This window comes from Chitinophaga sp. W3I9, assembly GCF_050434025.1.
GTDB lineage: Bacteria > Bacteroidota > Bacteroidia > Chitinophagales > Chitinophagaceae > Chitinophaga.
Genome location: NZ_JBNPWC010000001.1, coordinates 7,201,996 through 7,224,375, shown reverse-complemented (window position 1 = coordinate 7,224,375; position 22,380 = coordinate 7,201,996). Strand labels below are relative to the sequence as shown.

The following is a 22,380-nucleotide window of genomic DNA, read 5'->3' as shown; positions in this document are numbered from 1 at the left end:
TCAGGTTAAAATGCACATTTCAGGTTCAATCCAAAGCTGCGGGTAGATGGTAAACCAAATACATCCACACCTTGTACACCATTGCCGGTACTCATGCTCAATTCAGGATCGTAAGGCGCTTTTTTAGTGATGAAGAACAGGTTACGTCCTACCAGTCCAAGCTTCATGTCTTTGAAGAATCCTGGTTTCAATGCGAAATTATAGCTGATGGATAATTCTCTTAAACGGATGTTGGTAGCATCATACATGTAGAATTCAGTGATGCCTGCGCGACCGCCAATGCCCTGGTAGTAGAGATCTGCAGGAACTTTTCCGGTGTATGCTTTACCACTGGCATAAACAGCAGGTACATCCACACCACCGTTATTGCGGGCATCTGCGCTTGCTTTTGATACGCCATACTGGTCCATCATGGCCTGGGTAATACTCATTACTTTACCACCAAAGCGGCCATCTACCAGGATGTTTACATTGAACTTTTTCCAGTTGATAGTATTGCTCCATCCCAGGAGGAAGTCTGGTGTGGGATTACCGAGGTATTCCAGTTTGCCGTCTTTTGCTTTTGGCTTACCGGTTTCGTCATCTATTACGAGTGCACCGCTTTCACTGCGCACTGCTTTCCTGCCGTAGATGTCGCCATAGGAGCTTCCTTCATGTAGTACTAGCGCATATGTATTAACGTTATCGCCTCTTGGTGTGAGGGTATAATCACCGTTTAACTGCGGCGCCAGTTTGATAAGTTTATTCCTGTTACGGGTGAAGTTGAAGGCGGTATTCCAGCCCACGTTCTTCTGTTTAACTACCTGGAAACCCAGCGTGGCTTCTATACCGGTATTCTGTACATCACCTGCATTCAGGTAAGCATTAGGATACAGGTAACCTACGGATACGGGGAAGTCGAAGTACTGGTCTTTGGTGTGTGAATTATACCAGGTCACATCCAGGTTCAGGCGATTGTCGAAGAATCTCCACTCTGTGCCGATTTCAACGGAAGTGGTGATCTCTGGTTTCAGCGCCACACCGCCAAAAGGACCGGCAATGTTTGATATCAGCGTTCCGGAAATGATCTGGTTGGTAGGGCGTGTTACAAACTGGTCCACGTCGTTACCCACCTTCGCATAAGATGCGCGGATCTTTGAATACGTGATCGCGGAAGGCATCTTAAATACATCACTCAGAATAGTATTTAAACCAGCTGAATAATACAGGTAACCTTTCTTCATGGAAGGGGTATAAGCCATGGTGGATGACCAGTCGTTACGGGCGGTCAGGTCCAGGAATACTTTTTCGCTCAGGTTCACACCCGCTGTTGCAAATACCGACTGGATCTGCCTTCTGGCGCCTGTGGGCGTTAATTTTGCGGCAGGGCTCAGGTTCAGGTTACCAATGTGGAATACGTTGGCAAAGGCGAGGTCGCCGTCTTTGGAATCTATAAAGGTACGGTCTTGTTTAAGGTCGTTGATGCTGGTTCCGGCAGTGAAATTGAACCCGAGTTTATCGGACAGTTTCCTGTTACCCGATACTAACAGATCTCCGTAGTATTGTGTGCTGGTCAGGTAATCGTAGGTATAACGGCCGTTGGCATCTGCAATGGTAGTTTGTGTACCGGCATTTGCTTTCAGTTCATATTTATCCCATGCTTTGTTGGCGTTACCACGTACCTGTACATTTAACCAGTCGTTGATAGCATAACGTAAGCTCAGCGAAGCAATCAGGTTATCTTTCCTGTTTTCAGTGACGTTCCTGTTGAGGATCCAGTATGGATTCTGTTGAAAGTCTTCTCCCGCCTGGCCCTTATCATAATTGATATTCCACCAGTTCTGCATGTTCACGTTACGTTGGGCAGAAAAGTATTCGTAATTGTTTTTATAACTTTCGAAGTCCAGTCCTCTTGGGAAGATGTATAAACCGGTAAGCGGGTTATAGTATAAACCGGAAGTAGGGCGGTTATGTGCATTTTGTGTGGTCATCTGCACATTCGCGTCAATGTTCAGTTTATCGTTGAGGAAAGTACCTGTTTCCCTAAAGTTGAGCGTATGCTGACCATACTTTGCAGTAGGCATTATTCCTGTATTCGTGGTATTGGAGTAGGAGAAATAGGTTTGTGCCTTTTCTGTACCGCCGGCTACATTTACTGAGTTGATCCAGGTGGTGCCTGTTTTGAAGAAGTCTTTTACAATTTCCTTACTGCTGCCTGCTTTACCCCAGCTATCAATAGTGCCGGCGCCGGTTTGAAGATAGGAGTTTTGTGATTCGGGCAGATATGCAGGTCTGTCGATAGTGAAGTTAGAAGAGAAGTTCACTTTTGCCTGACCGGCTTTCCCTTTTTTGGTAGTAATGATGATCACACCATTACCCGCCTGGCTGCCGTACAGTGCAGATGCAGAAGCGCCTTTCAGTACGTTGATGCTTTCAATATCGTCCGGGTTGATGGTGCTCAGGATGTCGCCACCATCGCGTCCACCGGAGGAAGCGCCTGATGCTTGTCCCCAGAGATCACCTGGCTGTGCGCTGGTGAAGTTCGCGATGGGTACTCCATCGATCACGTACAGCGGCTGGTTTTCACGGATAGATTTTTGTCCGCGTAAAATCACCCTGGCAGAGCCGCCCACACCGGAAGCGCTGCGGTTGATCTGCAATCCGGATACCTTACCGGATAAACTATTGATAACGTTTGTTTCTTTTACATTCGTGAGATCTTCTCCTTTTACCTGCTGGGTAGAGTAGGTGAGATCCTTTGCTTTACGCTGGATGCCCAGCGCGGTAACTACCAGTTCATTCAGTCCTCTTACATTGTCTTCCAGGGTAGCATTGAGGGTAGCGCTGGTGCCAACGGTACTTTCTTTAATGGCAAAACCAACATAGCTGAAAACAAGTACATCACCGGTTTTGGCATTGATGTGATATTTACCTTCTGCGCTTGTTTGGGTGCCTTTGGAGGCGCCTTTAATTTGTACAGTAACACCAGGAAGAGGATTGCCTTTGCTGTCCTTTACGGTGCCGCTGATTTCTTTTTCCTGGAAAGTGCTACGGAATGAAGATGCGGGCGACCATACATAGCTGGCTGCCTTCACATATGCACTGTCTGCTAATATGGAAGTGAGGGCCAGACCGGTCATAGCGCACACTTTCATAAGGCGTAGGTTTTTTTTCATACTTGCCTTTTTTTTGGTTAATAAATGGGATTTGTATTGTTGAATTAAACTGACCATTTTTTTATTGCGTGCATTGTTTGGAAATGAGATGTCCGTTAGCATGGCGCGTACCATCCTTTAGCGGCTGTTTTTTCTTCGTGTTACATGCATTTACCGGCCTATAGGGGCGTGCAAGGCCTCATCGCTTATGGCAATGTGTTGACCGGGTTGAGCAAAGCAGTTTGTTGTTATGTGTTTTCCTTACATGAAATGTTGTTTTTAATAACGTCTGTTTTTTACAGGCTGCGTAGCATAAAGCGTTCAAATGTGGCGCTTCCGGAAAGGAGTCGTGCGGAGTTATATTTAGTACTATCTTGTTTTAAATTATTTTTAATTTTTTTTGAGATTTACCGGAGATCCCACCAGAGTGGTGTTCCGCCGGTGTCGGGTCCTTTTAACGTGGCTACTGCGCGGGCTACTGCTTTAGGATTGGTAACGAGTTCTATCTGCGGCATGGGCAGGCGGCGGATAAATTTTTCGGTAGAAATGGTGCCGCCGCTGTTGTTAATTACTACGGGAAATAATTTAGGGTAACCGGTGCGGCGGAAATTCACTCCATGCTTCCTGTCCTTCGGGGAACATGGCAATCCATTTCTGCGTGATAATCCGTTCCAGTTTCTGTTGAAGCGTAGCGCTTTCATTCCACTTGATGGTAACCGTACTTAAATGCGGATCGCCTTCCGGTATGTTATTGTCGCTATTTTGAGGATCCGTATATGGGTGGGGTTTATCCACATTGTTATTCATATATACGTTAGCGTTAGTAATGCTGTATTGATTAAAAGAAGTGCTGATGCCGGCAGCATAATTGGTAGCCGCATTACCGGCGCCCTGCCAGCCGTACAGTGCAGCTTCGGCTTTCAGGAACCAGGCTTCCGCGGCGGTCATAAACAATATCTTACTGTCGAATTTCACCAGCTGTGAAAAACCGCTGTATTCTTCTTTGGCGGCGATCTTAATGCCGTTGCGGATGCCGTGGTATATATTCACACCATCGTCGGTAGGTATAAAATAATGCGCCAATCGCGGATCTTTATATCCCGTGAGGATTGATTCCATGGGAGCGCTCATTCTCAGATCAGCCCAGGTATAACACATAATATTCAGCGGATGCGTAACCGGTGAAATATTCACTGCAAAGTTATCTGCAGGTGTTGTGAGCAATCCCAGCGGATGCCGCAGCGCTGCTTCTCCTTCTTCCTTTGCTTTCTTCGGATCAATCCCGGAAATACGGATGGCCAGCCGTAAGCGAAGGGTGTTGGCAAATTTTACCCATTGGGTGTAATCGCCTTTGTATACCAGGTCGAAGGCTGCAAAGCGTTGGGGGAAGCCACTGTTTATAAAACCGGTTAATGTGTCCACCGCTTCATCCAGGTCTTTAAAAAAAGCATAGTACGCTTCCTGCTGTGAATCATAATCAATGCCCATTTCTTCATTCAGTATACCATATTTTGTGTAGATCACGGGACCGTAAATATCGCTGATGCGGTGCATGGCTTCTACTTTGATGATCTGCGCCCAGGCATAAAAATCGGCATAATGGCCTTTCGCTTTCGACTGTGCAAAATCGCAGGTTTTCATTACGTTGCTGTAAGTTACCTGCCATGGTTTATTGTTCCAGTAGTATAACAGGCCATAGTTGGTATTATTGATATTGCCCTCAAAAGGAGTGGGGGCCATCATATAGCCGGAGAAAACATCTGCATTCAGATTCTGTTGTAACTGCGCGGTAGGCGGGTCGTTATAAATAAGCAGGTTCAGTTGCGCCTGGGATAAGGGTTCCCCCATCAGCCGGTAATCGGCTTTCAGCTCCTCTTCTGTAAAGTCGAAAGGGTTTCTGTTAATCTCATCAAAATTCTTCGTACATGCACTTGCCAGCAGAATTGCCATAACGGCGGATAATGTGGCGATTTTCCAGCTTTTCATTGGTGAGTATTTTAAATGCCTAATCTCAGGTTGATCCCCATACTTCGCATGGGCGGTAAGCCAAAAACATCTACGCCCTGCAGTCCGTTGCCTGTTCCCATCGATACTTCCGGATCAAATGGTGCGTGCAGCTCAAAAAAGAAGAGGTTCCTGCCTACGATGCCCATCCGCATATTCCGTATCCATTTCCACTTCAGTGGTATGCGGTAGCTCAGGCTCAGTTCCCGTAAGCGGATGTTGGTGGCGTCGTACATATACATTTCACCGATGCCGGCCCTGCCGCCAATGGTGGTATAGTAGCTTTGCGCATCCAGTTTTCCGCTGTAAGGCGTTCCATTGCTGTTCACCGCATTTATTTCCACGCCGCCTTTATCGCGGGCTTTGGCGCTCTCTTCACTTACGCCATACCAGTCCAATACCGCCTGTGTTACACTCATCACCTTGCCGCCGAAGCGGCCGTCGATGAGGAAGCTCAGGTTGAAATTTTTATAGTCGATGCTGTTGTTCCATCCCAATGTGAAATCAGGATTGGGATTGCCTACTTTTTTAAATGCGTTGCGCGTTTGCAATTTGCCGGCAGCATCAATTACATAAGCGCCCTTATCGTTCTGCAACAATTCTTTATTGGAGTAGATATCGCCCCAGGAGCCGCCTTCCATAATGAAGGAGCCAAACATATTTACCCCGAAATCGGTGAGCACAAACATGCTGCTCGTATCCGCTCCAATGATCCTGGAATTGGAAAGAGAAACGATTTTATTTTTATTCGCGGCAAAGTTGATGGTGCTGGTCCACGATACTGCCTTATTACGTATAGGCATTAAGGTGAGCGTAGCTTCCCAGCCCTGGTTTTGTATATTCCCCATGTTGAGGTAGTAGGTGTTATACCTGTTACCCAATGGCGCCGGCACTTCCATGTACTGCTTGTAGTTATTATTTTTATAGAAGGTTACATCGGCGGTGATCCTGTTTTTCAGCAGATGTGTTTCCAGTCCTATTTCAAAAGAACGGTTGTCTTCCGGTTCCAGGCTGAGACCGGGATACAGGGTACGTTGATTCAATACTACCCGTGTTACGCCGGCAATGGTTTGTAACGTAAATGCCGCCGGCCGGGATGCGTAAGCGGCGATATCATTACCAACCTTGGCGTAGGAAATACGGGAACGCAGGAAATCAATGAAGGCGGGCATTTTAAACATCTCACTCCATACGGCAGACAGCCCGGCGGAATAATAAAAGTATCCTTTATGCAGGGTAGAGGTATAGGCAAAGGTGCTGGACCAGTCGTTACGACCGGTGACATCCAGGAAAAGGTAGTTGTTGATGCCTGCCTGCACATTGCCGAATACGGCCTGCAATTGTTTCTGATCTATGCTGTGTTGTGCATCGAGCGAGGTGCTCAGGATATTGGATACCGAAAATTTATTAGGGTACGTGAGTCCCGGATCGGCATTGGGATTGGAGCCGTTAAAAGTGCGTTCGTGTGCTTTGGTGTCGGTGATGCTTGCACCGATATTACCGGCCAGGTGCAGCCACTTGTTCATTTTGCGGCTGGCATTCAGCATGATATCCCCGTACAGTTGGGTATTAAATTCCCGTTCGAGGGTATACCGGCCGTTGGAACCGGCGAGTACGATTTGTGTACCGGCGTATGCTTCCAGTTCGTATTGATCGAGCGATTTGTCAAAGTTGCCGCGCCCTTTCAGCGACAGCCAATCGTTCAATTGCCAGGTAAGCGATATGGTAGCGAGGCCGCGGTAGCGGGAATCCAGGCGCAGGTCGCGGTATAGCGCCCACATGGGGTTTTGCTGGTCGTCTTGCCCGATCCATTTTTTATCATTGCGGATATTCCACCAGTTCTGCATGTACAGGTCGCGGCCCTGGTCGTAGTATTCAAAATTGTTTTTGTAATAGTCGAAGTCCTGCCCACGGGGGAAGGTATAGAGCCCGGAAATAGGACTGTAGTACAATCCGGATGACAACCGGTTAGTCGTGTTTTGTGCAGTAAAGGATACATTGGCGTCCATTACCAGTTTGTCGTTCAGCAGCTTCAGGGTTTCGCGCAGGTTCACCGTATGGCGGTCGAATTTGTTGGTGGGAAGAATTCCTTTATTGGTGGTGTTGGCGTAGGAGAAGTAACTCTGTGCGGTTTCTGTGCCGCCGCTGAAGGCGATGGTGTTGGTAAAGGTGGAGCCGGTGTTATAAAAGTTTTTTACATGATCGGGTGCGTTCACAGGTCTGCCCCAGCTGCCGAGTGATCCGGGTTGTGGCGTGCCTACTTTATCTACGCCGGGCGTATCGGTTTGTGCATAGCGATATTGCAGCGGGGGCAGGATTTCGGGCATTTCCCGGGTATAATCGGAAGAAACGTCGATTTTGCTTCTGCCGGGTTTTCCTTTTTTGGTGGTGATGAGGATCACGCCGTTGGCGGCCTGGCTGCCATAGAGGGCGGCAGCAGAAGCGCCCTTCAGGATGCTGATGCTTTCAATATCGTCGGGGTTGATGTTGGAGATGCCATCGCCGCCATCGCGGCCGCCGGCACCGATGATGTTGTGCGACTGGCCCCATACATCTGAAGGTTGCGCGGGTGTGTAGTTGGCATAAGGTACGCCATCCACGATATAAAGGGGCTGGTTTTCGCGGGTGGATTTGTTACCGCGCAGTACTACTCTCACGGAGCCGCCAACACCGGAGGCGCTGCGGGTGATGGTGGCGCCGGCTGTTTTTCCGTTCAGGCTGTTGATAACGTTGGCATCTTTCACCAGTTGCAGGTCATCTCCATCCAGCTGTTGGGTAGAGTAGGGCAGTTCCCTGCTTTTTTTCTGGATGCCTAGTGCGGTAACCACCAGCTCATTGAGTGCCTTTACATTTTCCTGCAGGCGTACATCGAGGTGTGGGTCGGCGCTCAGGGTAACTTCCCGGGTGATAAAGCCAACGGAACTAAACACCAGCACGTCGCCGGTGCTGGCTTTTAGTGAAAAACCAGCATCGGCGTTAGATTGGGTTCCTTTATTGGAATATTTGATCTGAATGGTGACTCCCGGGAGCGGCGTGCCTTTGTTATCGCGTACTGTTCCACTGATCTCTCTCTCCAGGGATACATGATTCAGCAGGTCTGCAGTGGGTGAGGGTTTGACTTCACTTTCTGCGCCTACAATGATTTTGTTGTTGATAAGGGTAAACTTTAATCCGGCCTGAGCTGATAATAACGCAAGTACTTCATCAATGGGTGTTTTCGTACAGTTTAACGTAATCTTTTTCTTCAGGTTAAGATCAGCTTTGTCGTAATGAAAGTTTAGTCCTGTTTTTACCGAAATTTCGGCCATTACTTCTTCCAGGTTTTTGTTTTTTACCTGTATGGTGACAACTAAACCTGTGGGCGGGTCGGGTGTTTGCGTGATGGCACTAGTCGTTGTGTTCAAGCTCCCCGCCAACAGTAGTGTCAGCATCAACCCCATGGATACAAACCACATCATGGGGCATGGCTTTACCCTCATATGGACTAGTTTTTGTTTTGCAGGTGAACGGTATCGTTTTTAATGGTATAAGAAAGGGATTTGGCCAGGCAAATAATATCCATGACGTCTTTCAGGCTTTCGTTTTTGAAAGAGCCGTTGTAGTTCCATTCTTTTTTGTCGCTTTCGTTGATAACGGTAACGTCATAACGATTTTCTATACCTGTTACTATTTCATTATAGGGGGCATCTTTGAATACAAGGTATCCTTGTTTCCAGCCGGTGATGTCTTCGGGTTTATTGAAAACAGATTTTACGAGGCTAAGTGAAATAGGGTCGTAGCTGATCTGTTCACTTGGCAGCAAAATGAGTGATGAAGCGGATTGGCTGTTTTTATTCAGTTGGTCTACTTTTACCTTGCCGCTCACAAGTGCTACGGTTACTTTATGTTCGCTGGCATATGCGCGTATATTAAAGGCGGTACCGAGTGCGGTGGTGGCCAGTTCGCCGGTATTCACCACAAATTTCCTGGCCGGGTCGGCGGCTACATTAAAAAAGGCTTCTCCTTCTTCCAGGAAAATGGTGCGGCTGTTGCTGTCGAAATGTTCGGGGTAGCGTACTTTACTACCGGCGTTCAGTTCCAGGGAGCTGCCGTCTTCGAGGGTAATACTTTCTTTATTGCCTTTGGGCGTGGTGATTTCCACAAATCCGTTCCTGATGATCCGGTTGGATTGCCGCGCAATAACCGGAGGCTGGAAGTTGCCGGCACCTGGCCCGGTACGGGGCGTTTGTTGGTTAAACCAGAAAAGCCCCGCTGCCAGTAATATGATAGCCGCAGTTGCGGCGTACCAGTAACGGGTATGGATATGCCGCACCTTTGGCGTGGGTGTGATATGTTCATTGAGTTGTAAACGGATGCTGTCGAGCTCGTGGTCCAGTTCTTTATCTGCTATATAGGTGGACTTATGCCGGTTGATATTTTCAAACCACTGATCTACAATAGCAGCTTCCTCCGGTGAGCAATTCCCCTGGTTATATCGCTCCAGCAATATTTTAATCTGTTCTGTGTCCACCTGTTGCCGTTTTATGTGTTGATAAGTCGTAATAACGTGGAAAAGGTACCATGTACATTTAATTATTTTTTACCTGGCTACGGGCCTGCGGGCTAAATAAACAAATAAATATATATCAGGAGTACGATCAGGTCGGTCCTGGCATAACTGGTCCTTAGTATCTTCAATGCTTTGGTAATCTGGTTTTTTACCGTCTGTTGGGAAAGGCCAAGATGAGTGGAGATCTGTTCTACGGTGAGGTTTTCAAACCGGCTGAGCATGAAAATTTCTTTCATGCGGTCGGGCAGGTGGTTGATCGCCTCAAACAGTTCCTGTGTCCGTGCTTTATTGTCTACTGTTTCCGTGATGGAATGCGGCTGGGCATCGAAATGTTCGATGAGTTGCTGCAGGTATTTGCGGTAAGTGGCGTTTTTCCGGTAAATATCGATGATTTTATGGCGGGCTACCTGGTACAGGTAAGCTTTCAATGATTCTTTGAGGATCAGTGAATGTCTCTTCTCCCATAGGGAAATAAAGAGTTCCTGCAGCACATCTTTGCTGATCTCTGAGGCGTCCAGTTTGCTGTGTATGAATAAATACAGCATTTTACTGTAGCGGTCGTAGATGGCATTGAAGGCAGCGCTGTCGTCGCTTTTCAGCAGCGAAATTAGCTGGTTGTCGGAATAACTGCTGTACATCGAATTACAGTAGTAATTAAGCGTTTTGGTTGATAATTACTGAAATGAATGTAAGAAGAAAATTTTGATATTCTGACATTTGACGCTTACTTTTTAAAATAACTAAAGAACCAAATGATAAAATAATTACATTTTTTATCATGCTTCCTTCAGGCGCAGTTCATTTTTATATTCCTTGGGTGTTTTGCCTACAATTTCCTTGAAGAAGCGATTGAAATTGGAAAGGTTTTTAAAGCCGCAGGAGTAGGCGATTTCCGCGATGGACCAGTCTTCCTCGGTTAACCGTTTACAGGCGTGACCGATACGTACTTCGTTGAGGAACTGTACAAAGGATTTTTTTGTACGGTTTTTAAAGAAGCGGCAGAAGGATTGGGGTGAGAGGTTGGTGATGCTGGCCACATCCTGCAGGGATATTTCCTTGGAGAAGTTATTCATGACGTACTTGAACACTTCATCGATCTTATGGTTATCCTTTATGTTGTAGGCGTGGGAGTAACCGGTGCTGGCCAGGTAGTAGCAGTCGCGGGTTTCCGAAAGTGTTTTTAAGATATGGAGAAGGGAAATGATGCGGTCCAGTCCCTCCTTCCGCGGAAGCGCCAGGATTTCGGGTTTCAGCAGTTCATGGGTGGCGCCGGTGATTTTCATGCCTCTTTGTGCCCGGTGAAACAGTTCACTGAGTGCTTTGGTTTCCGGCAATCCGTAAAATTTCTCCCCGAATATGTCTTTGGGAAAATAGATAACCACAGAACGGGCTTTCAGATTTTCATCTCCCTTATAGTATTCTTCTTCATTATACCATACATGCGGAATATGCGGACCGAGAAACACCATATCGCCTTCTTCAAAGCTTTCGATGCTATCCCCTACAATTCTCTTCCCATGGCTTTCCGTAACATATACCAGCTCGCACTCCGGGTGGAAGTGGAATGGTGTATTGAAATAAGGATCACTTCTTTCTATGATCGTGATCTGATTATCGGCAAAAGCCCCAACTTTAATAAGGATGGGTTTCATTCATGTATTAATTTAAGCTACTATATTACTGTGACCGTCCTATACTTTATTACCATCGCCATTATCCTGGCTCAGGGGAACCCTATGCAGGCAGGTGAGTAGTATTGATATCGTCCTATGAATGATGCCAAATTATTAAAAATTGGTTAAAAAAATATCATTTTCCCGAAAATAACCTTTTTATGTGATAGAAAATCAACCGGGGTAGGGCAATAGTTTTGGCGGGGGTACTTGGAATAATTAGTACAACAATGTAATTTCCAACTTCATTTTGTAAATTACGTCCGGCTAAATCGATGTAGCATTTTTTCTATGAAAGGGATCTCTATTAAAGATATTGCAAAACAGGCCGGAGTATCTCCCACAACGGTATCTTTTGTACTCAACGGTAAAGCAAAGGAGAAAAGAATCAGTGAACAGGTAAGTAAGAAAATCCAGAAAATTGCAACCCGGCTGAAATATAAACCCAACCAGCTTGCCCGCGGACTGCGAACCGGTAAAACCAAAACGATTGGTCTTATTGTGGAGGACATTGCGAACAACTTCTTCGCCACGCTGGCTAAAGTAGTGGAAGACGAGGCCGACAGGCACGGTTATAAAGTACTTTACGGCAGTACGGAAGATAATACGGAAAAGGCAAAGGGACTACTGGAAGTACTGAAATACCGGCAGGTAGATGGTTATATTATTACGCCCACCAAAAACCTCGACAAAGAAATAGAACTGCTTCAATCGGCTGCGAAGCCGCTGGTGCTGGTGGATCGCTATTTCCCGCATGTAAACAGTCACTATGTGGTGCTCAACAACTATAAGGGCGCCTATGATGCTACTGCGCACCTGGTGGAGCAAGGCTATAAGAAAATTGCGATTGTTACCATCGCATCTGATCAAACGCAGATGAAAGACAGGCTGGATGGTTTCACGGCAGCACTCAAAGATCATAAAATTCCTTTTAATAAATCGTTTGTGAAACGCCTGCCGTTCGACCTGGACCGCGAAAGTTTCAATAATGAAATTAGAAAATTCCTCACTGCTGCAAAGGGTGTGGACGCCGTTTTTTTTGCCACCAACTACCTGGGAATTGCAGGTATTGAAACCATCCGCTCTATGGGATGGGAAATAGGAAAAGAGATCGGACTGGTGGGCTTTGATGACCACGACCTGTTTCGTTTGCATAGTCCTTCCATTACCTGTGTTTCACAACCTATTGCTGCCATCGGGAAAAGTATTGTGGAAGTATTGATGAAAGAATTAAATCATCCGGCAGGAGCTCCTGCTTCTCCGCAACAACAGGTAGTGCTGGAACCGGAGCTGATTATCCGGGCGTCTTCTTCGCGGCGGTGATTGGCGCGGAGGTTGTCTTGGAACACTGATTACGCTGATTATACTGATTTTACTTTTTTGATTTTATTTTGATTAAAAAGAAGAAGGGAGATATATACAGATCTGCTTATGTCTCCCTTCTTCTTTTTAAAAATCAAAACAAAATCAAAACAAAATCAAAAAGTAAAATCAAAAAAATCAGTATAATCAGCGTAATCAGTGTTCCAAGACAATTTAAAATCGCCGAAGGCGATCACGAGTTGTAATGCTATTTTAATCACATAGAATATTATTTTCTCTTTCTTAACGAGCTGTTAACGATAAATAAAAAAATTGTTAAATCTTCTTTGCACTTCTCGTAATTATCCCTAAGTTTGAAACCATTATTCAGAGGGATCAGCCAAACTTGTAGTGAAAAAGAAATGTGAAAGTGGGTACAGGTTTTTTTTATGTGGTATTGCTAAAACGTTTTACTACTGGTATGATGTCAGAATAACAATTAATGCCAATGGAGTAATTCCATTTGATTATTTAAGAACGGAAACCACGTGATTACCATCAGGACTCCTGTGCAATGCAGGCAAGTTAATGGTAGCGGGCCTTTCGTGTCTTTTTTTGCTTATGTGTCTGATTCACTTGTTATAATTCACTAAACCAAAAGGAAGCTATGCGAAGATCACTTCTTCTCACCACGTTGCTTTTCTTATGCTGCTGTATCACTGCGTGGGCGCAGGATAAGAAAGCTGTTGCGGGAACCGTTAAGGACGCAAAAGGAACGCCTTTACCAGGTGTTACCGTAAAAGAGAAAAACGCCTCCAACGGAGCTACAACCGGCCCCGATGGAAATTTTAAAATCCAGGTAGCAGACGGCGCTACACTCGTTTTTTCCTACATTGGATTTATCAACCAGGAAGTAGCTGTTAATGGACAGTCTGCCGTAAACATTGTATTAAAAGAAGACAACAAGAATCTGAATGAAGTAGTGGTTACCGCTATGGGTATTAAGAGAGAAGCCAAGGCACTGGGTTACTCTGTTAGCACCGTAAGTTCCAAAGAAATTACCGAAAGCGGAAGTACCAAACTTTGCTTCTGCCTTGTATGGTAAAGCAGCCGGTGTGAAAATCGTATCTGCTCCCGGTGGCGCTTCCAGTGGTGTTTCCGTACAGGTAAGAGGAGTTTCTTCTGTAAGCCTGAGCACACAACCGCTGTACGTAGTGGATGGTGTACCGCTGAGAAACTTTAATGATCCTACCACCAACACTTTTGGTACCAGCAACTCAAGGATTGAGGGGAATGGTGCACTGGATATCAACCCGGAAGACATTGAAACACTGACGATCCTCAAAGGCGCCAGTGCATCTGCTTTGTACGGTTCTGAAGCCACTAACGGGGTGGTGGTAATTACCACCAAGAAAGGAGCGAAAGGCCGCGGCCTGAATGTAGACGTTAATTATGTTTACAACCAGGAGAAACTCGCAGCTACACCGGATTACCAGAATGAATATGGTCCCGGTTATGACCCCGCAACCAACATCTCCGTAGGTGCTACACCCGACGGCTGGATTACAGACGCTGATGGTGCTATGCATCCTTATTACAGAGCATATGATCAGTTCGGACCAAAATTCGACGGCCGCGACGTGAAATACTGGGATGGCACTACCCGCAAGTATGTAGCGCAGAAAGATAACTACAAGGACTTCTTCCAGAATGGTTATAACTCTGCAGCCAACGTGGCTATTTCCAACGCAAGCGATAAAGGTAGTTTCCGGTTTTCTTACAATCGTGTAGATTATAAGAGTATTATGCCAGGAAGTAATCTTTATAAAAACAACTTTAACTTCAACGGTACATTAAAATTAAGTGACAAGGTTAGCGTAGATCTGATATCTACTTACAACAACACCTTTGTTCACAACCGCGCGAATGTGATGAGTAACATATTTGGGTCATTCGATGGCTTCTTCAGCCGCTTCGATGACATGAGTACGTTCTTCAATAAATATCAGACCAGTAACGGTTACAAATATGTAGCTGCGGACAATAACCAGTACGATCAGGATGAGAAAATGGCATACCGCTTCAGGGCTACCAACCTGATGGACTATCTGTGGAATAACCTGCGTAACAGGTATGATGAAACACAGAATCGCTTTATCAACAGCGCTACGCTGAATGTAAGCCTTCTGAATAGTCTGCGTTTCAGAGGCCGTGTAGGTGGTGACTTCACCAATGTTACAACTTCCGATCAGCAATACAACACCAAACCGGCTGTTTATGGCTATACCGGTCAGTATGCGCTGAATACCCGTAATAATAACTCCTTTTATGGAGATGCGATGTTGATCTATAACCCTAAAGTAGCGAAGGACTTTGATATGTCTTTCACCGGTGGTGTTACGGGCCGCAAACAGAAATATAAGAATCAGTTTACTCAGACGAAAGGTGGTTTGATGGATGAAAACTGGTTCAGTTTGGCCAACTCTGCTGATCCGTTGTACGCAACAGGAGTTCGCGCAGAACAGATTGATGTAGCCGGCTTTGGTATGGTGAACCTGGCTTATAAAGGATTTTTGTTCCTGGAAGGAACCGGTCGTTATGAGTCTACCTCCACTTTGCCGGTAAAAAATAACAAGTACTTCTATCCTTCCGTGAATGCTGGTTTCCTGTTGTCAGAAGTAGTAAAGTTGCCTTCTTTCGTTGATTATGCGAAATTCAGGGCTTCTTACGGTCTGGTGGGTAATCATCCAAACATGTACCAGGCTAATGTTGCCTACAATCCTTACACGGTTACCCTCAGTAAAAATAACATTCCCTATCAGCAAACCAATCCCAGCGCCTTTGGTAATGAAGAGTTGAGATCCGAAAAGAAAAGGGAAACTGAGGTTGGCTTCGAGGCAAGGTTCCTGAAAAATAAGATTGGTGTAGACTTCAGTTACTATAATAACAAAGTCATGAATCAAATCCTGACTATGAGTACACCAGCATCCGGTGGTGCTACCTCTCAGATCATGAATGCAGGGGACCTCAGCAACTCCGGTTTTGAAGCAGCTATCAATGCTTCTCCCATCACTACCAAAAATTTCAGCTGGACTACCCGCTTTAATTTTGCCATCAACAAGAACAAGCTGACCGCGCTGAGAGATGGTATGACAACCTTAACCATGCAGAGTTATGACGGTGGTTATCTGTTGCTGCAATCCAACGTAGGTGATCCATTGGGTAACATTTATGTACACCCACGTGACAAAGACGCGAACGGTAACTACCTGGTAAATGCAGATGGTATTTATACCGCTAATACCAACGCATGGGAATTAGCCGGTAACATCATGCCTAAAGTAGTGGGTGGTTTCTCCAACTCGCTCCGCTATAAAAACTTTACGCTGGACTTTACGCTGGATTACCGTTTAGGTGGCGATCTGGTATCTATTCCTTACTACTATCAGATCGGTGCAGGTATGTTTAACAGTACCCTCCAATACAGGGATGCTGCTCATGGTGGTATTGCTTACGATGCAATTGACTATGCCAGTGGTAACCTGGTGGCTAACCCGAATGGTGCACATCACGATGGTGTGATTTTACCAGGTGTAACTGCTGATGGTAAGAAGAATGAAAAGGTAATTACTGCTGCGCAATATTACATGAATCAGTATGATTGGCAAACCAATGGCCTGTATGAGAATGCTGTAATGAAAAACAGTTATATTAAGCTTCGTGAAGTAACCCTTACTTATAACATGCCTAAAAGCATTGTTGAAAAATTACACTTCCAGGGTTTGCAGTTCTCATTGGTTGGCAGAAACCTCTTCTATGTATGGAAGACTTTACCGAAAGGCTTAGATCCGGAAGTAGCAGTAGGTTCTCAATGGTTTAGCCAGGGAATTGATGGTGGTACCGTTGGTCCAACAAGAAGTTTGGGAGCCAGCCTGCGTGCCCGTTTCTAGCAGAATACTGATTTGTAAACGAACTTAACAGATTAAAATGAAACGCCTTTTAATAAATACTTCACTGCTCATCTTGCTGGTAGCTACTTTCAGCTCTTGTAAGAAACAAATTGCAGACGCCTACCCGAACCCGGAGTTAACTACTACCGGCTCAATGAGCAAACTGCTCAGCGGTATGTACATGAACAAGCGTATGCGCCCGTCTTACTGGGATTACGCGACCTTTATACTGCCTACCACTGCAGCATTTTCGCAAACAACGGCACTCTCGCCATCCATAAAAATGTATATTCCTACTCCGGCTTATACAGAGAACCGTTGGATCGATTTTTACGCAGGTAGCAAAAGCGACGATAATGACCTGAACTATGTTGGTCCGGGTATCATGGCTAACTACCGGGAAATGGAAACTACTTATAGTAACCTGACGCCCGCCCAGCAGGCAGATCAACTGATTTTCCTGAACTGTGCCAAAGTGGTGTTGTACGATCAGGCTGCACAAATGATAGATCTCTGGGGAGATATTCCTTTCAGCAAGGCTGGTTCTCTCAACACGGACCGTGTGGTGATACCTGCACCTTTTGATAATGCAGCTGCTGTGTATGATACACTGATTGCCGGACTGGACAACCTGAACAGTTATTTTGAAACGGCTTCTATCTCTGTTGAAACGTTAGCCGCTTTTCAGAGAGCTGATTTCGTGCTGAATGGTGATCTTACCGCCTGGAGGCGTTATGCTAACTCCCTGCGCCTGCGCCTGTTGATGCATACTTCTTATGTGAAAGAAGCTAATGCCAAAACAGCGGTAACAGCTATGCTGACCAACCCGTCCAAATATCCGCTGGTGAGTGACAATTCTCAGAATGTATTGATCAAAATGAGTTCGCCTACTTTAAAAAGCGACCTGCAAAGCGCTCTGACGGGTAGTCCGTTTGCACCTGCTTTTCTGCTGGATACTGTGATGGCGATCAATGGTGATCCACGTACAGATGTTTATTGGGATGCGGGTGCAAAGCACGGTATGCATGGTTTCCCGGCAAATGGTACTGCTACTGATTATGAAAACTTAGGGTATGCTACCTACGATACCGCTACTTTCTTTAATAACTACAATGTGCCTGGCGTAATATTTACGGCATCTGAAGTAAGCTTCCTGAAAGCAGAAGCAGGTGAAAGATGGAGCATTGGTACACCGCAAACAGATTATGAAAACGGTATTGCTCAATCAGTAAATTTTTATTACAGTATTAACCAATCTGCTGTATTCAGCTCCGGTGTGTGGCCTATACTGCCTACACCGTCCGGCACTGTTATCAGCAGTTTCATTGCTAAGCCAGCCATTGCCTATACCGGTACTTCCCAGCAAAAACTGGCAAAGATCTGGACACAAAAATGGGTGAACTTCTTCATCCTGCAGGCAGGCGAGTCATGGACAGAAGTAAGACGTACAGGTTATCCTGTATTACCTTTTGCTACCGGTACATCTTCCGGTTCCACGACGCCACCACAGCGTTTGCTGTATCCATCTACAGAGCAGATTTACAATCCTGATAACTATGCTCAGGTAGCGTCAAAGGACAAAGCCAACATCAAAATTTTCTGGGACGTTCGTTAAGGACCAGTGAACAATGATTATAATAAAAAAACGTCCCGGATATTCCGGGACGTTTTTTTTATTATAATGATGATCAGAAACCTACCCGATCATATTCTTAATCTCGCTCAGCTTCAGCAATGCTTCCACCGGTGTTAACCGGTTAATATCCACGGTATCCAGTTTCTCACGGATCTGCTGGAACACATCACTGTGGGCGTCAAAGATATTCAGCTGTAATTTCTGAGAGGGTGTGCTGATCTGTTTTATGTTTTTCTGCAATGGCGCATCAATATGTTTTTCTTCGAGATTTGCCAGCACTTCATTGGCCCTGTTGATCAGTTCTGGCGGCATGCCCGCCATGCGCGCCACATGAATACCAAAGCTGTGGCGACTTCCGCCCGGCGCCAGTTTACGCAGGAAAATAATTTTGTTCCCCGATTCCATATTAGTGATATGGAAGTTCTTTACCCGCGCATGTTTGTTTTCCAGTTCATTCAACTCATGATAGTGCGTGGCAAACAGCGTTTTAGGGCAGTGCGCCGTCATATCGTGAAGGTATTCCACGATGCTCCAGGCAATGGAGATCCCGTCGTACGTGCTGGTACCTCGTCCTATTTCATCCAGTATCACAAGGCTGCGCGGGGTAATGCTGTTGATGATGCTGGCGGTTTCGTTCATTTCCACCATGAACGTAGATTCGCCGCCGCTCAGGTTATCGGAAGCGCCTACACGGGTAAATATTTTATCGGTAAGACCAATATCAGCACTGGTGGCAGGTACAAAGCTGCCCATGTGCGACATCAGGGTGATGAGCGCTGTTTGCCGCAACAGGGCCGATTTACCGGACATGTTGGGTCCCGTAAGAATAATGATCTGCTGGGATGCTTTGTCCAGCTGCAGATCGTTGGAAACATAGCTTTCACCGGCAGGGAGTCCTCTTTCGATCACCGGGTGACGGCCTTCTTTGATGACCAGGTCAAATCCTTCCGTGATATTCGGGCGGCGGTATTTGTACTGCATGGCATTATGTGCAAAACACAGGAGGCAGTCGATTCGCGCAAACACCTGCGCATCTTCCTGTACCGGCTTAATAAACGCCTGCAGGCTTTGTACCAGGTCGTCGAACAATCTGCTTTCCAGCACCTGGATCTTATCTTCCGCTCCTACAATCTTTTCCTCATACTCTTTCAGTTCGGGCGTAATATAGCGTTCTGCGTTGGCCAGTGTTTGCTTGCGCATCCAGCGGTCGGGCACTTTGTTTTTATGGGTATTGGTTACTTCCAGGTAATAGCCGAATACATTATTGAAAGCTATTTTCAGGGAAGGAATGCCGGTAGCTTCGGATTCTTTCTGTTGAATTTGCAGCAGGTAGTCCTTCCCTTTGTTCGCGATATTGCGGAGGTCATCCAGCTCTGCGTTTACGCCTTCTTTGATGCAGCCGCCTTTGTTTACCAGTACCGGCGGGTTTTCCATAATTTCATTAAGAATGCGGTCCAGTAAGGGAACGCAGGGATCCAGTTTTTCGTTTAGCCCGGCGGAGGTAATCGCTGCTGCTGTTTTCCAGGAGTGCCTGCACGGCCTGTACCTGTTGCAGGGAGCGGGCCAGCTGTAGTACTTCCCGCGGATTTATTTTCTTCAGCGGTATCTTGGATACCAGTCTTTCCAGGTCGCCGGTTTGTTTCAGGTGGTGTACCAGGGATTTGGAGAGATCGGTTTCTTTGATAAAGTATTCCACGGTATCCAGTCGTTCGTTGATGGCTTTGATATCGCGGAGAGGGAATACCATCCAGCGTTTGAGCAGGCGTGCCCCCATGGGGGTAACGGTATTGTCCAGTACTTTCAGGAGGGTATGGCCGTTTTCCACGCTGCTGTTGAGCAGCTCCAGGTTGCGCACGGTGAAGCGGTCCATCCAGAGAAAATCGTCCTGGCTGATGCGCTGCATGCGGGTAATATGCTGGAGGTTGGGATGCTCGGTATCTTTCAGGTAGTGAAGGGTGGCGCCGGCAGCGATAATAGCAGCGGGCAGGCCTTCCACGCCGTATCCTTTCAGGGAATGGGTCTGGAAATGTTTCAGCAGTATTTCTTCCGCATAGGTGGTGGTAAATATCCACTCATCCATCGTATAGGTGTAGAAACGGGTGCCGAAAGTGGCTTTGAAATTTTTCTGTTGTTGTTTGGCGAACAGTACTTCCGCCGGACGGAAGCTCTGGAGGAGCTTATCCACATATTCCGTGCTGCCTTCTGCAATAAAAAACTCGCCGGTGGAAATATCGAGGAAAGACACACCGGTGGTGTCTGCACCAAAATGAACCGCCGCCAGGAAGTTGTTGCTGGCGTTTTCGAGCAGCTTATCGTTGATGGCTACGCCGGGGGTGACCATTTCGGTGACGCCACGTTTGACAATGCCTTTTACTGTTTTGGGATCTTCCAGCTGGTCGCATACGGCCACCCGGTGACCGGCTTTTACCAGTTTATGGAGATAAGTATCTAACGAGTGGTGGGGAAATCCTGCCAGGTCAACATAAGAGGCGGACCCATTGGCCCTTTTGGTTAACACAATGCCCAGTACGCGGGCGGCTATAACTGCATCCTCATTAAACGTTTCATAAAAATCGCCAACACGGAACAACAGTACGGCATCAGGGTATCTGTCCTTGATGGCCTTATGTTGCTGCATGAGCGGTGTTTCTTCCGTTTTACTTTTTGCCATGGCGCAAATATATAAAACTCATCCCATCCTATTATCTTTGCAGGTGATGAGAAAATTAAGCATGGATGAACTGGGCCGTAAAACGGTGGAAGAGTTCAAGGCTGCCGATAAAACGCCTATTGTACTGGTATTGGATAATATACGCAGCATGCACAACGTGGGATCAGTGTTCCGTACCGCGGATGCATTCCTGGTACAGGGGATCATTCTTTGTGGCTATACGCCGGTGCCACCGCACCGCGATATCAATAAAACGGCTTTGGGCGCTACCGAAACGGTGGAGTGGCAGTATTTTGACACCACCGTGAGCGCAGTACAGGAACTGAAAGTAGCCGGGTACAGGGTGATGGCCATTGAGCAGGCGGTGAACAGTTATATGCTGAATAGTTTTACGCCTCCGGAAGATCAGCCGCTGGCGCTGGTTTTTGGGAATGAAGTGAGTGGGGTGGACGGGGAAGTAATGAAGCTGGTAGATGGTTGTATCGAAATTCCCCAGCTGGGCATGAAGCATTCCCTGAATATTTCCGTGAGCACTGGTATTGTGGTTTGGGATATCTTTGTAAAATTGAAGAAGGCTTAAAGGATTAATTATATGATTTCTACGGTCAACAAGTATTTATCGCTGGTAAAGTTCAGTCATACCATCTTTGCCATGCCTTTTGCCCTCACCGGCTTTTTTATGGCTACCACCAAAGGAGGCGGCGGCTTCAACTGGGTTACTTTTTTACTGGTAGTGCTGTGCATGGTGTTTGCGCGCAGTGCTGCAATGGCGTTCAACCGGTGGCTGGATGTGGATATCGACAAGCTCAATCCACGTACGGCAAAAAGGGAAATCCCGGCCGGTATCATATCTCCCAAAAATGCCCTGTTCTTTATTATAGCCAATGTGGTATTGTTTATTATCGCTACCTGGTTTATCAACCCGGTATGCTTTTACCTGTCGCCGGTAGCTTTGCTGGTGGTGCTGGGATATAGCTATACCAAGCGTTTTACCGCGTTTTGCCACCTGGTGCTGGGCGTGGGATTGTCGCTGGCGCCTATAGGCGCTTACCTGGCAGTAACCGGTAGTTTTGCACTGTTACCGGTACTGGTATCTTTCCTGGTATTATGCTGGGTATCCGGATTTGATATTATTTATTCCCTGCAGGACGAGGATTTTGACAAATCACAGCAGCTGAATTCCATTCCGGCCTGGCTGGGACTCTCCGGCGCCCTGCGTTTTTCGGAATTACTTCATGTGATAGCGGCTGCACTGGTAGTGACTATCGGCTTAACCGGGCATTTTCACTGGATTTACTGGATAGGAGCGGCTGTTTTTGTGGTGATGCTCGTTTCCCAGCATTTACTGGTAAAACCCAATGATCTCAGCAGGATCAATATTATGTTTATGACTACCAACGGGATTGCGAGCGTGGTATTCGCTGTTTTTGCGATCACGGATATGCTCGTTTTTCATTAGCC

15 protein-coding genes are annotated in these 22,380 nt (G+C 46.4%); 6 read left to right on the top strand and 9 right to left on the bottom strand.

The genetic code is table 11. The annotated features are described in order from the left end of the window. Positions 1–5: 5 nt before the first annotated feature. The 7 genes from QFZ51_RS29205 to QFZ51_RS29175 all read right to left on the bottom strand — a co-directional run bounded on the left by QFZ51_RS29205 (position 6) and on the right by QFZ51_RS29175 (position 11,339). A complete protein-coding gene (locus tag QFZ51_RS29205; RefSeq protein WP_429050957.1) occupies positions 6–3,155 on the bottom strand; it encodes a SusC/RagA family TonB-linked outer membrane protein in 3,150 nt (1,049 codons plus the stop codon). A 386-nt stretch (positions 3,156–3,541) separates the two neighbouring features. Further along, the gene (locus QFZ51_RS29200; RefSeq protein ID WP_429050956.1) at positions 3,542–3,748 is read right to left on the bottom strand and encodes a SusD/RagB family nutrient-binding outer membrane lipoprotein; all 207 of its coding nucleotides are present in this window, start codon (positions 3,746–3,748) and stop codon (positions 3,542–3,544) included. Further along, on the bottom strand, positions 3,720–5,120 hold the full coding sequence (locus QFZ51_RS29195; RefSeq protein ID WP_429050954.1) for a SusD/RagB family nutrient-binding outer membrane lipoprotein: 1,401 nt from the start codon (positions 5,118–5,120) through the stop codon (positions 3,720–3,722). Before QFZ51_RS29195 ends, QFZ51_RS29200 begins: the two co-directional genes overlap by 29 nt. Before the next feature lie 11 nt (positions 5,121–5,131). Continuing rightward, complete coding sequence (locus tag QFZ51_RS29190) at positions 5,132–8,617, bottom strand: SusC/RagA family TonB-linked outer membrane protein (protein ID WP_429050952.1); 3,486 nt, start codon at positions 8,615–8,617, stop codon at positions 5,132–5,134. Between the two features lie 5 nt (positions 8,618–8,622). Continuing rightward, positions 8,623–9,648 carry a FecR family protein gene (locus QFZ51_RS29185; RefSeq protein WP_429050951.1) on the bottom strand — a complete coding sequence of 342 codons (1,026 nt, stop codon included), beginning with the start codon at positions 9,646–9,648 and terminating at the stop codon, positions 8,623–8,625. 92 nt (positions 9,649–9,740) lie between these two features. Then, positions 9,741–10,325 carry an RNA polymerase sigma factor gene (locus QFZ51_RS29180; RefSeq protein ID WP_429050949.1) on the bottom strand — a complete coding sequence of 195 codons (585 nt, stop codon included), beginning with the start codon at positions 10,323–10,325 and terminating at the stop codon, positions 9,741–9,743. A 138-nt stretch (positions 10,326–10,463) separates the two neighbouring features. Next, entirely contained in the window at positions 10,464–11,339 is an 876-nt protein-coding gene (locus tag QFZ51_RS29175) for an AraC family transcriptional regulator (protein ID WP_429050947.1), read from the bottom strand. Positions 11,340–11,651: 312 nt separating this feature from the next. Between QFZ51_RS29175 and QFZ51_RS29170 the strand changes: the two genes are divergently transcribed. From QFZ51_RS29170 to QFZ51_RS29155, 4 genes are all read left to right on the top strand, one after another. Continuing rightward, on the top strand, positions 11,652–12,683 hold the full coding sequence (locus QFZ51_RS29170; protein ID WP_429050945.1) for a LacI family DNA-binding transcriptional regulator: 1,032 nt from the start codon (positions 11,652–11,654) through the stop codon (positions 12,681–12,683). A gap of 646 nt (positions 12,684–13,329) precedes the next feature. After that, complete coding sequence (locus QFZ51_RS29165) at positions 13,330–13,767, top strand: carboxypeptidase-like regulatory domain-containing protein (protein WP_429050944.1); 438 nt, start codon at positions 13,330–13,332, stop codon at positions 13,765–13,767. After that, a complete protein-coding gene (locus QFZ51_RS29160; RefSeq protein WP_429050942.1) occupies positions 13,757–16,612 on the top strand; it encodes a SusC/RagA family TonB-linked outer membrane protein in 2,856 nt (951 codons plus the stop codon). The genes QFZ51_RS29165 and QFZ51_RS29160 overlap by 11 nt, the downstream gene beginning before the upstream one ends. 37 nt (positions 16,613–16,649) lie before the next feature. After that, entirely contained in the window at positions 16,650–18,227 is a 1,578-nt protein-coding gene (locus tag QFZ51_RS29155; RefSeq protein WP_429050941.1) for a SusD/RagB family nutrient-binding outer membrane lipoprotein, read from the top strand. An 81-nt stretch (positions 18,228–18,308) separates the two neighbouring features. On the opposite strand, the gene mutS is transcribed toward QFZ51_RS29155, so the two are convergent. Both mutS and QFZ51_RS29145 read right to left on the bottom strand, forming a co-directional pair. Continuing rightward, positions 18,309–19,697 (bottom strand): DNA mismatch repair protein MutS, encoded by a 1,389-nt coding sequence (gene mutS / locus QFZ51_RS29150; protein ID WP_429051609.1) that lies wholly within the window; start codon positions 19,695–19,697, stop codon positions 18,309–18,311. Next, a complete protein-coding gene (locus QFZ51_RS29145; RefSeq protein WP_429050939.1) occupies positions 19,690–20,919 on the bottom strand; it encodes a hypothetical protein in 1,230 nt (409 codons plus the stop codon). Before QFZ51_RS29145 ends, mutS begins: the two co-directional genes overlap by 8 nt. A 46-nt stretch (positions 20,920–20,965) precedes the next feature. On the opposite strand from QFZ51_RS29145, the gene QFZ51_RS29140 reads away from it, so the two are divergent. Then, positions 20,966–21,499: an RNA methyltransferase gene (locus tag QFZ51_RS29140; protein ID WP_429050937.1), complete on the top strand. Its 534-nt coding sequence runs from the start codon at positions 20,966–20,968 to the stop codon at positions 21,497–21,499. Between the two features lie 12 nt (positions 21,500–21,511). Next, positions 21,512–22,378 carry a UbiA-like polyprenyltransferase gene (locus QFZ51_RS29135; RefSeq protein ID WP_429050935.1) on the top strand — a complete coding sequence of 289 codons (867 nt, stop codon included), beginning with the start codon at positions 21,512–21,514 and terminating at the stop codon, positions 22,376–22,378. Positions 22,379–22,380 lie beyond the last annotated feature (2 nt).

What these genes read in the sequence shown, in the direction of transcription:
- QFZ51_RS29145 (WP_429050939.1), bottom strand. Translation starts at nt 20,919, where the DNA reads ATGGCAAAAAGTAAAACGGAAGAAACACCGCTCATGCAGCAACATAAG.
- QFZ51_RS29190 (WP_429050952.1), bottom strand. Translation starts at nt 8,617, where the DNA reads ATGAGGGTAAAGCCATGCCCCATGATGTGGTTTGTATCCATGGGGTTG.
- QFZ51_RS29165 (WP_429050944.1), top strand. Translation starts at nt 13,330, where the DNA reads ATGCGAAGATCACTTCTTCTCACCACGTTGCTTTTCTTATGCTGCTGT.
- QFZ51_RS29155 (WP_429050941.1), top strand. Translation starts at nt 16,650, where the DNA reads ATGAAACGCCTTTTAATAAATACTTCACTGCTCATCTTGCTGGTAGCT.
- QFZ51_RS29140 (WP_429050937.1), top strand. Translation starts at nt 20,966, where the DNA reads ATGAGAAAATTAAGCATGGATGAACTGGGCCGTAAAACGGTGGAAGAG.
- QFZ51_RS29195 (WP_429050954.1), bottom strand. Translation starts at nt 5,120, where the DNA reads ATGAAAAGCTGGAAAATCGCCACATTATCCGCCGTTATGGCAATTCTG.
- QFZ51_RS29205 (WP_429050957.1), bottom strand. Translation starts at nt 3,155, where the DNA reads ATGAAAAAAAACCTACGCCTTATGAAAGTGTGCGCTATGACCGGTCTG.
- QFZ51_RS29180 (WP_429050949.1), bottom strand. Translation starts at nt 10,325, where the DNA reads ATGTACAGCAGTTATTCCGACAACCAGCTAATTTCGCTGCTGAAAAGC.
- QFZ51_RS29135 (WP_429050935.1), top strand. Translation starts at nt 21,512, where the DNA reads ATGATTTCTACGGTCAACAAGTATTTATCGCTGGTAAAGTTCAGTCAT.
- QFZ51_RS29170 (WP_429050945.1), top strand. Translation starts at nt 11,652, where the DNA reads ATGAAAGGGATCTCTATTAAAGATATTGCAAAACAGGCCGGAGTATCT.
- QFZ51_RS29175 (WP_429050947.1), bottom strand. Translation starts at nt 11,339, where the DNA reads ATGAAACCCATCCTTATTAAAGTTGGGGCTTTTGCCGATAATCAGATC.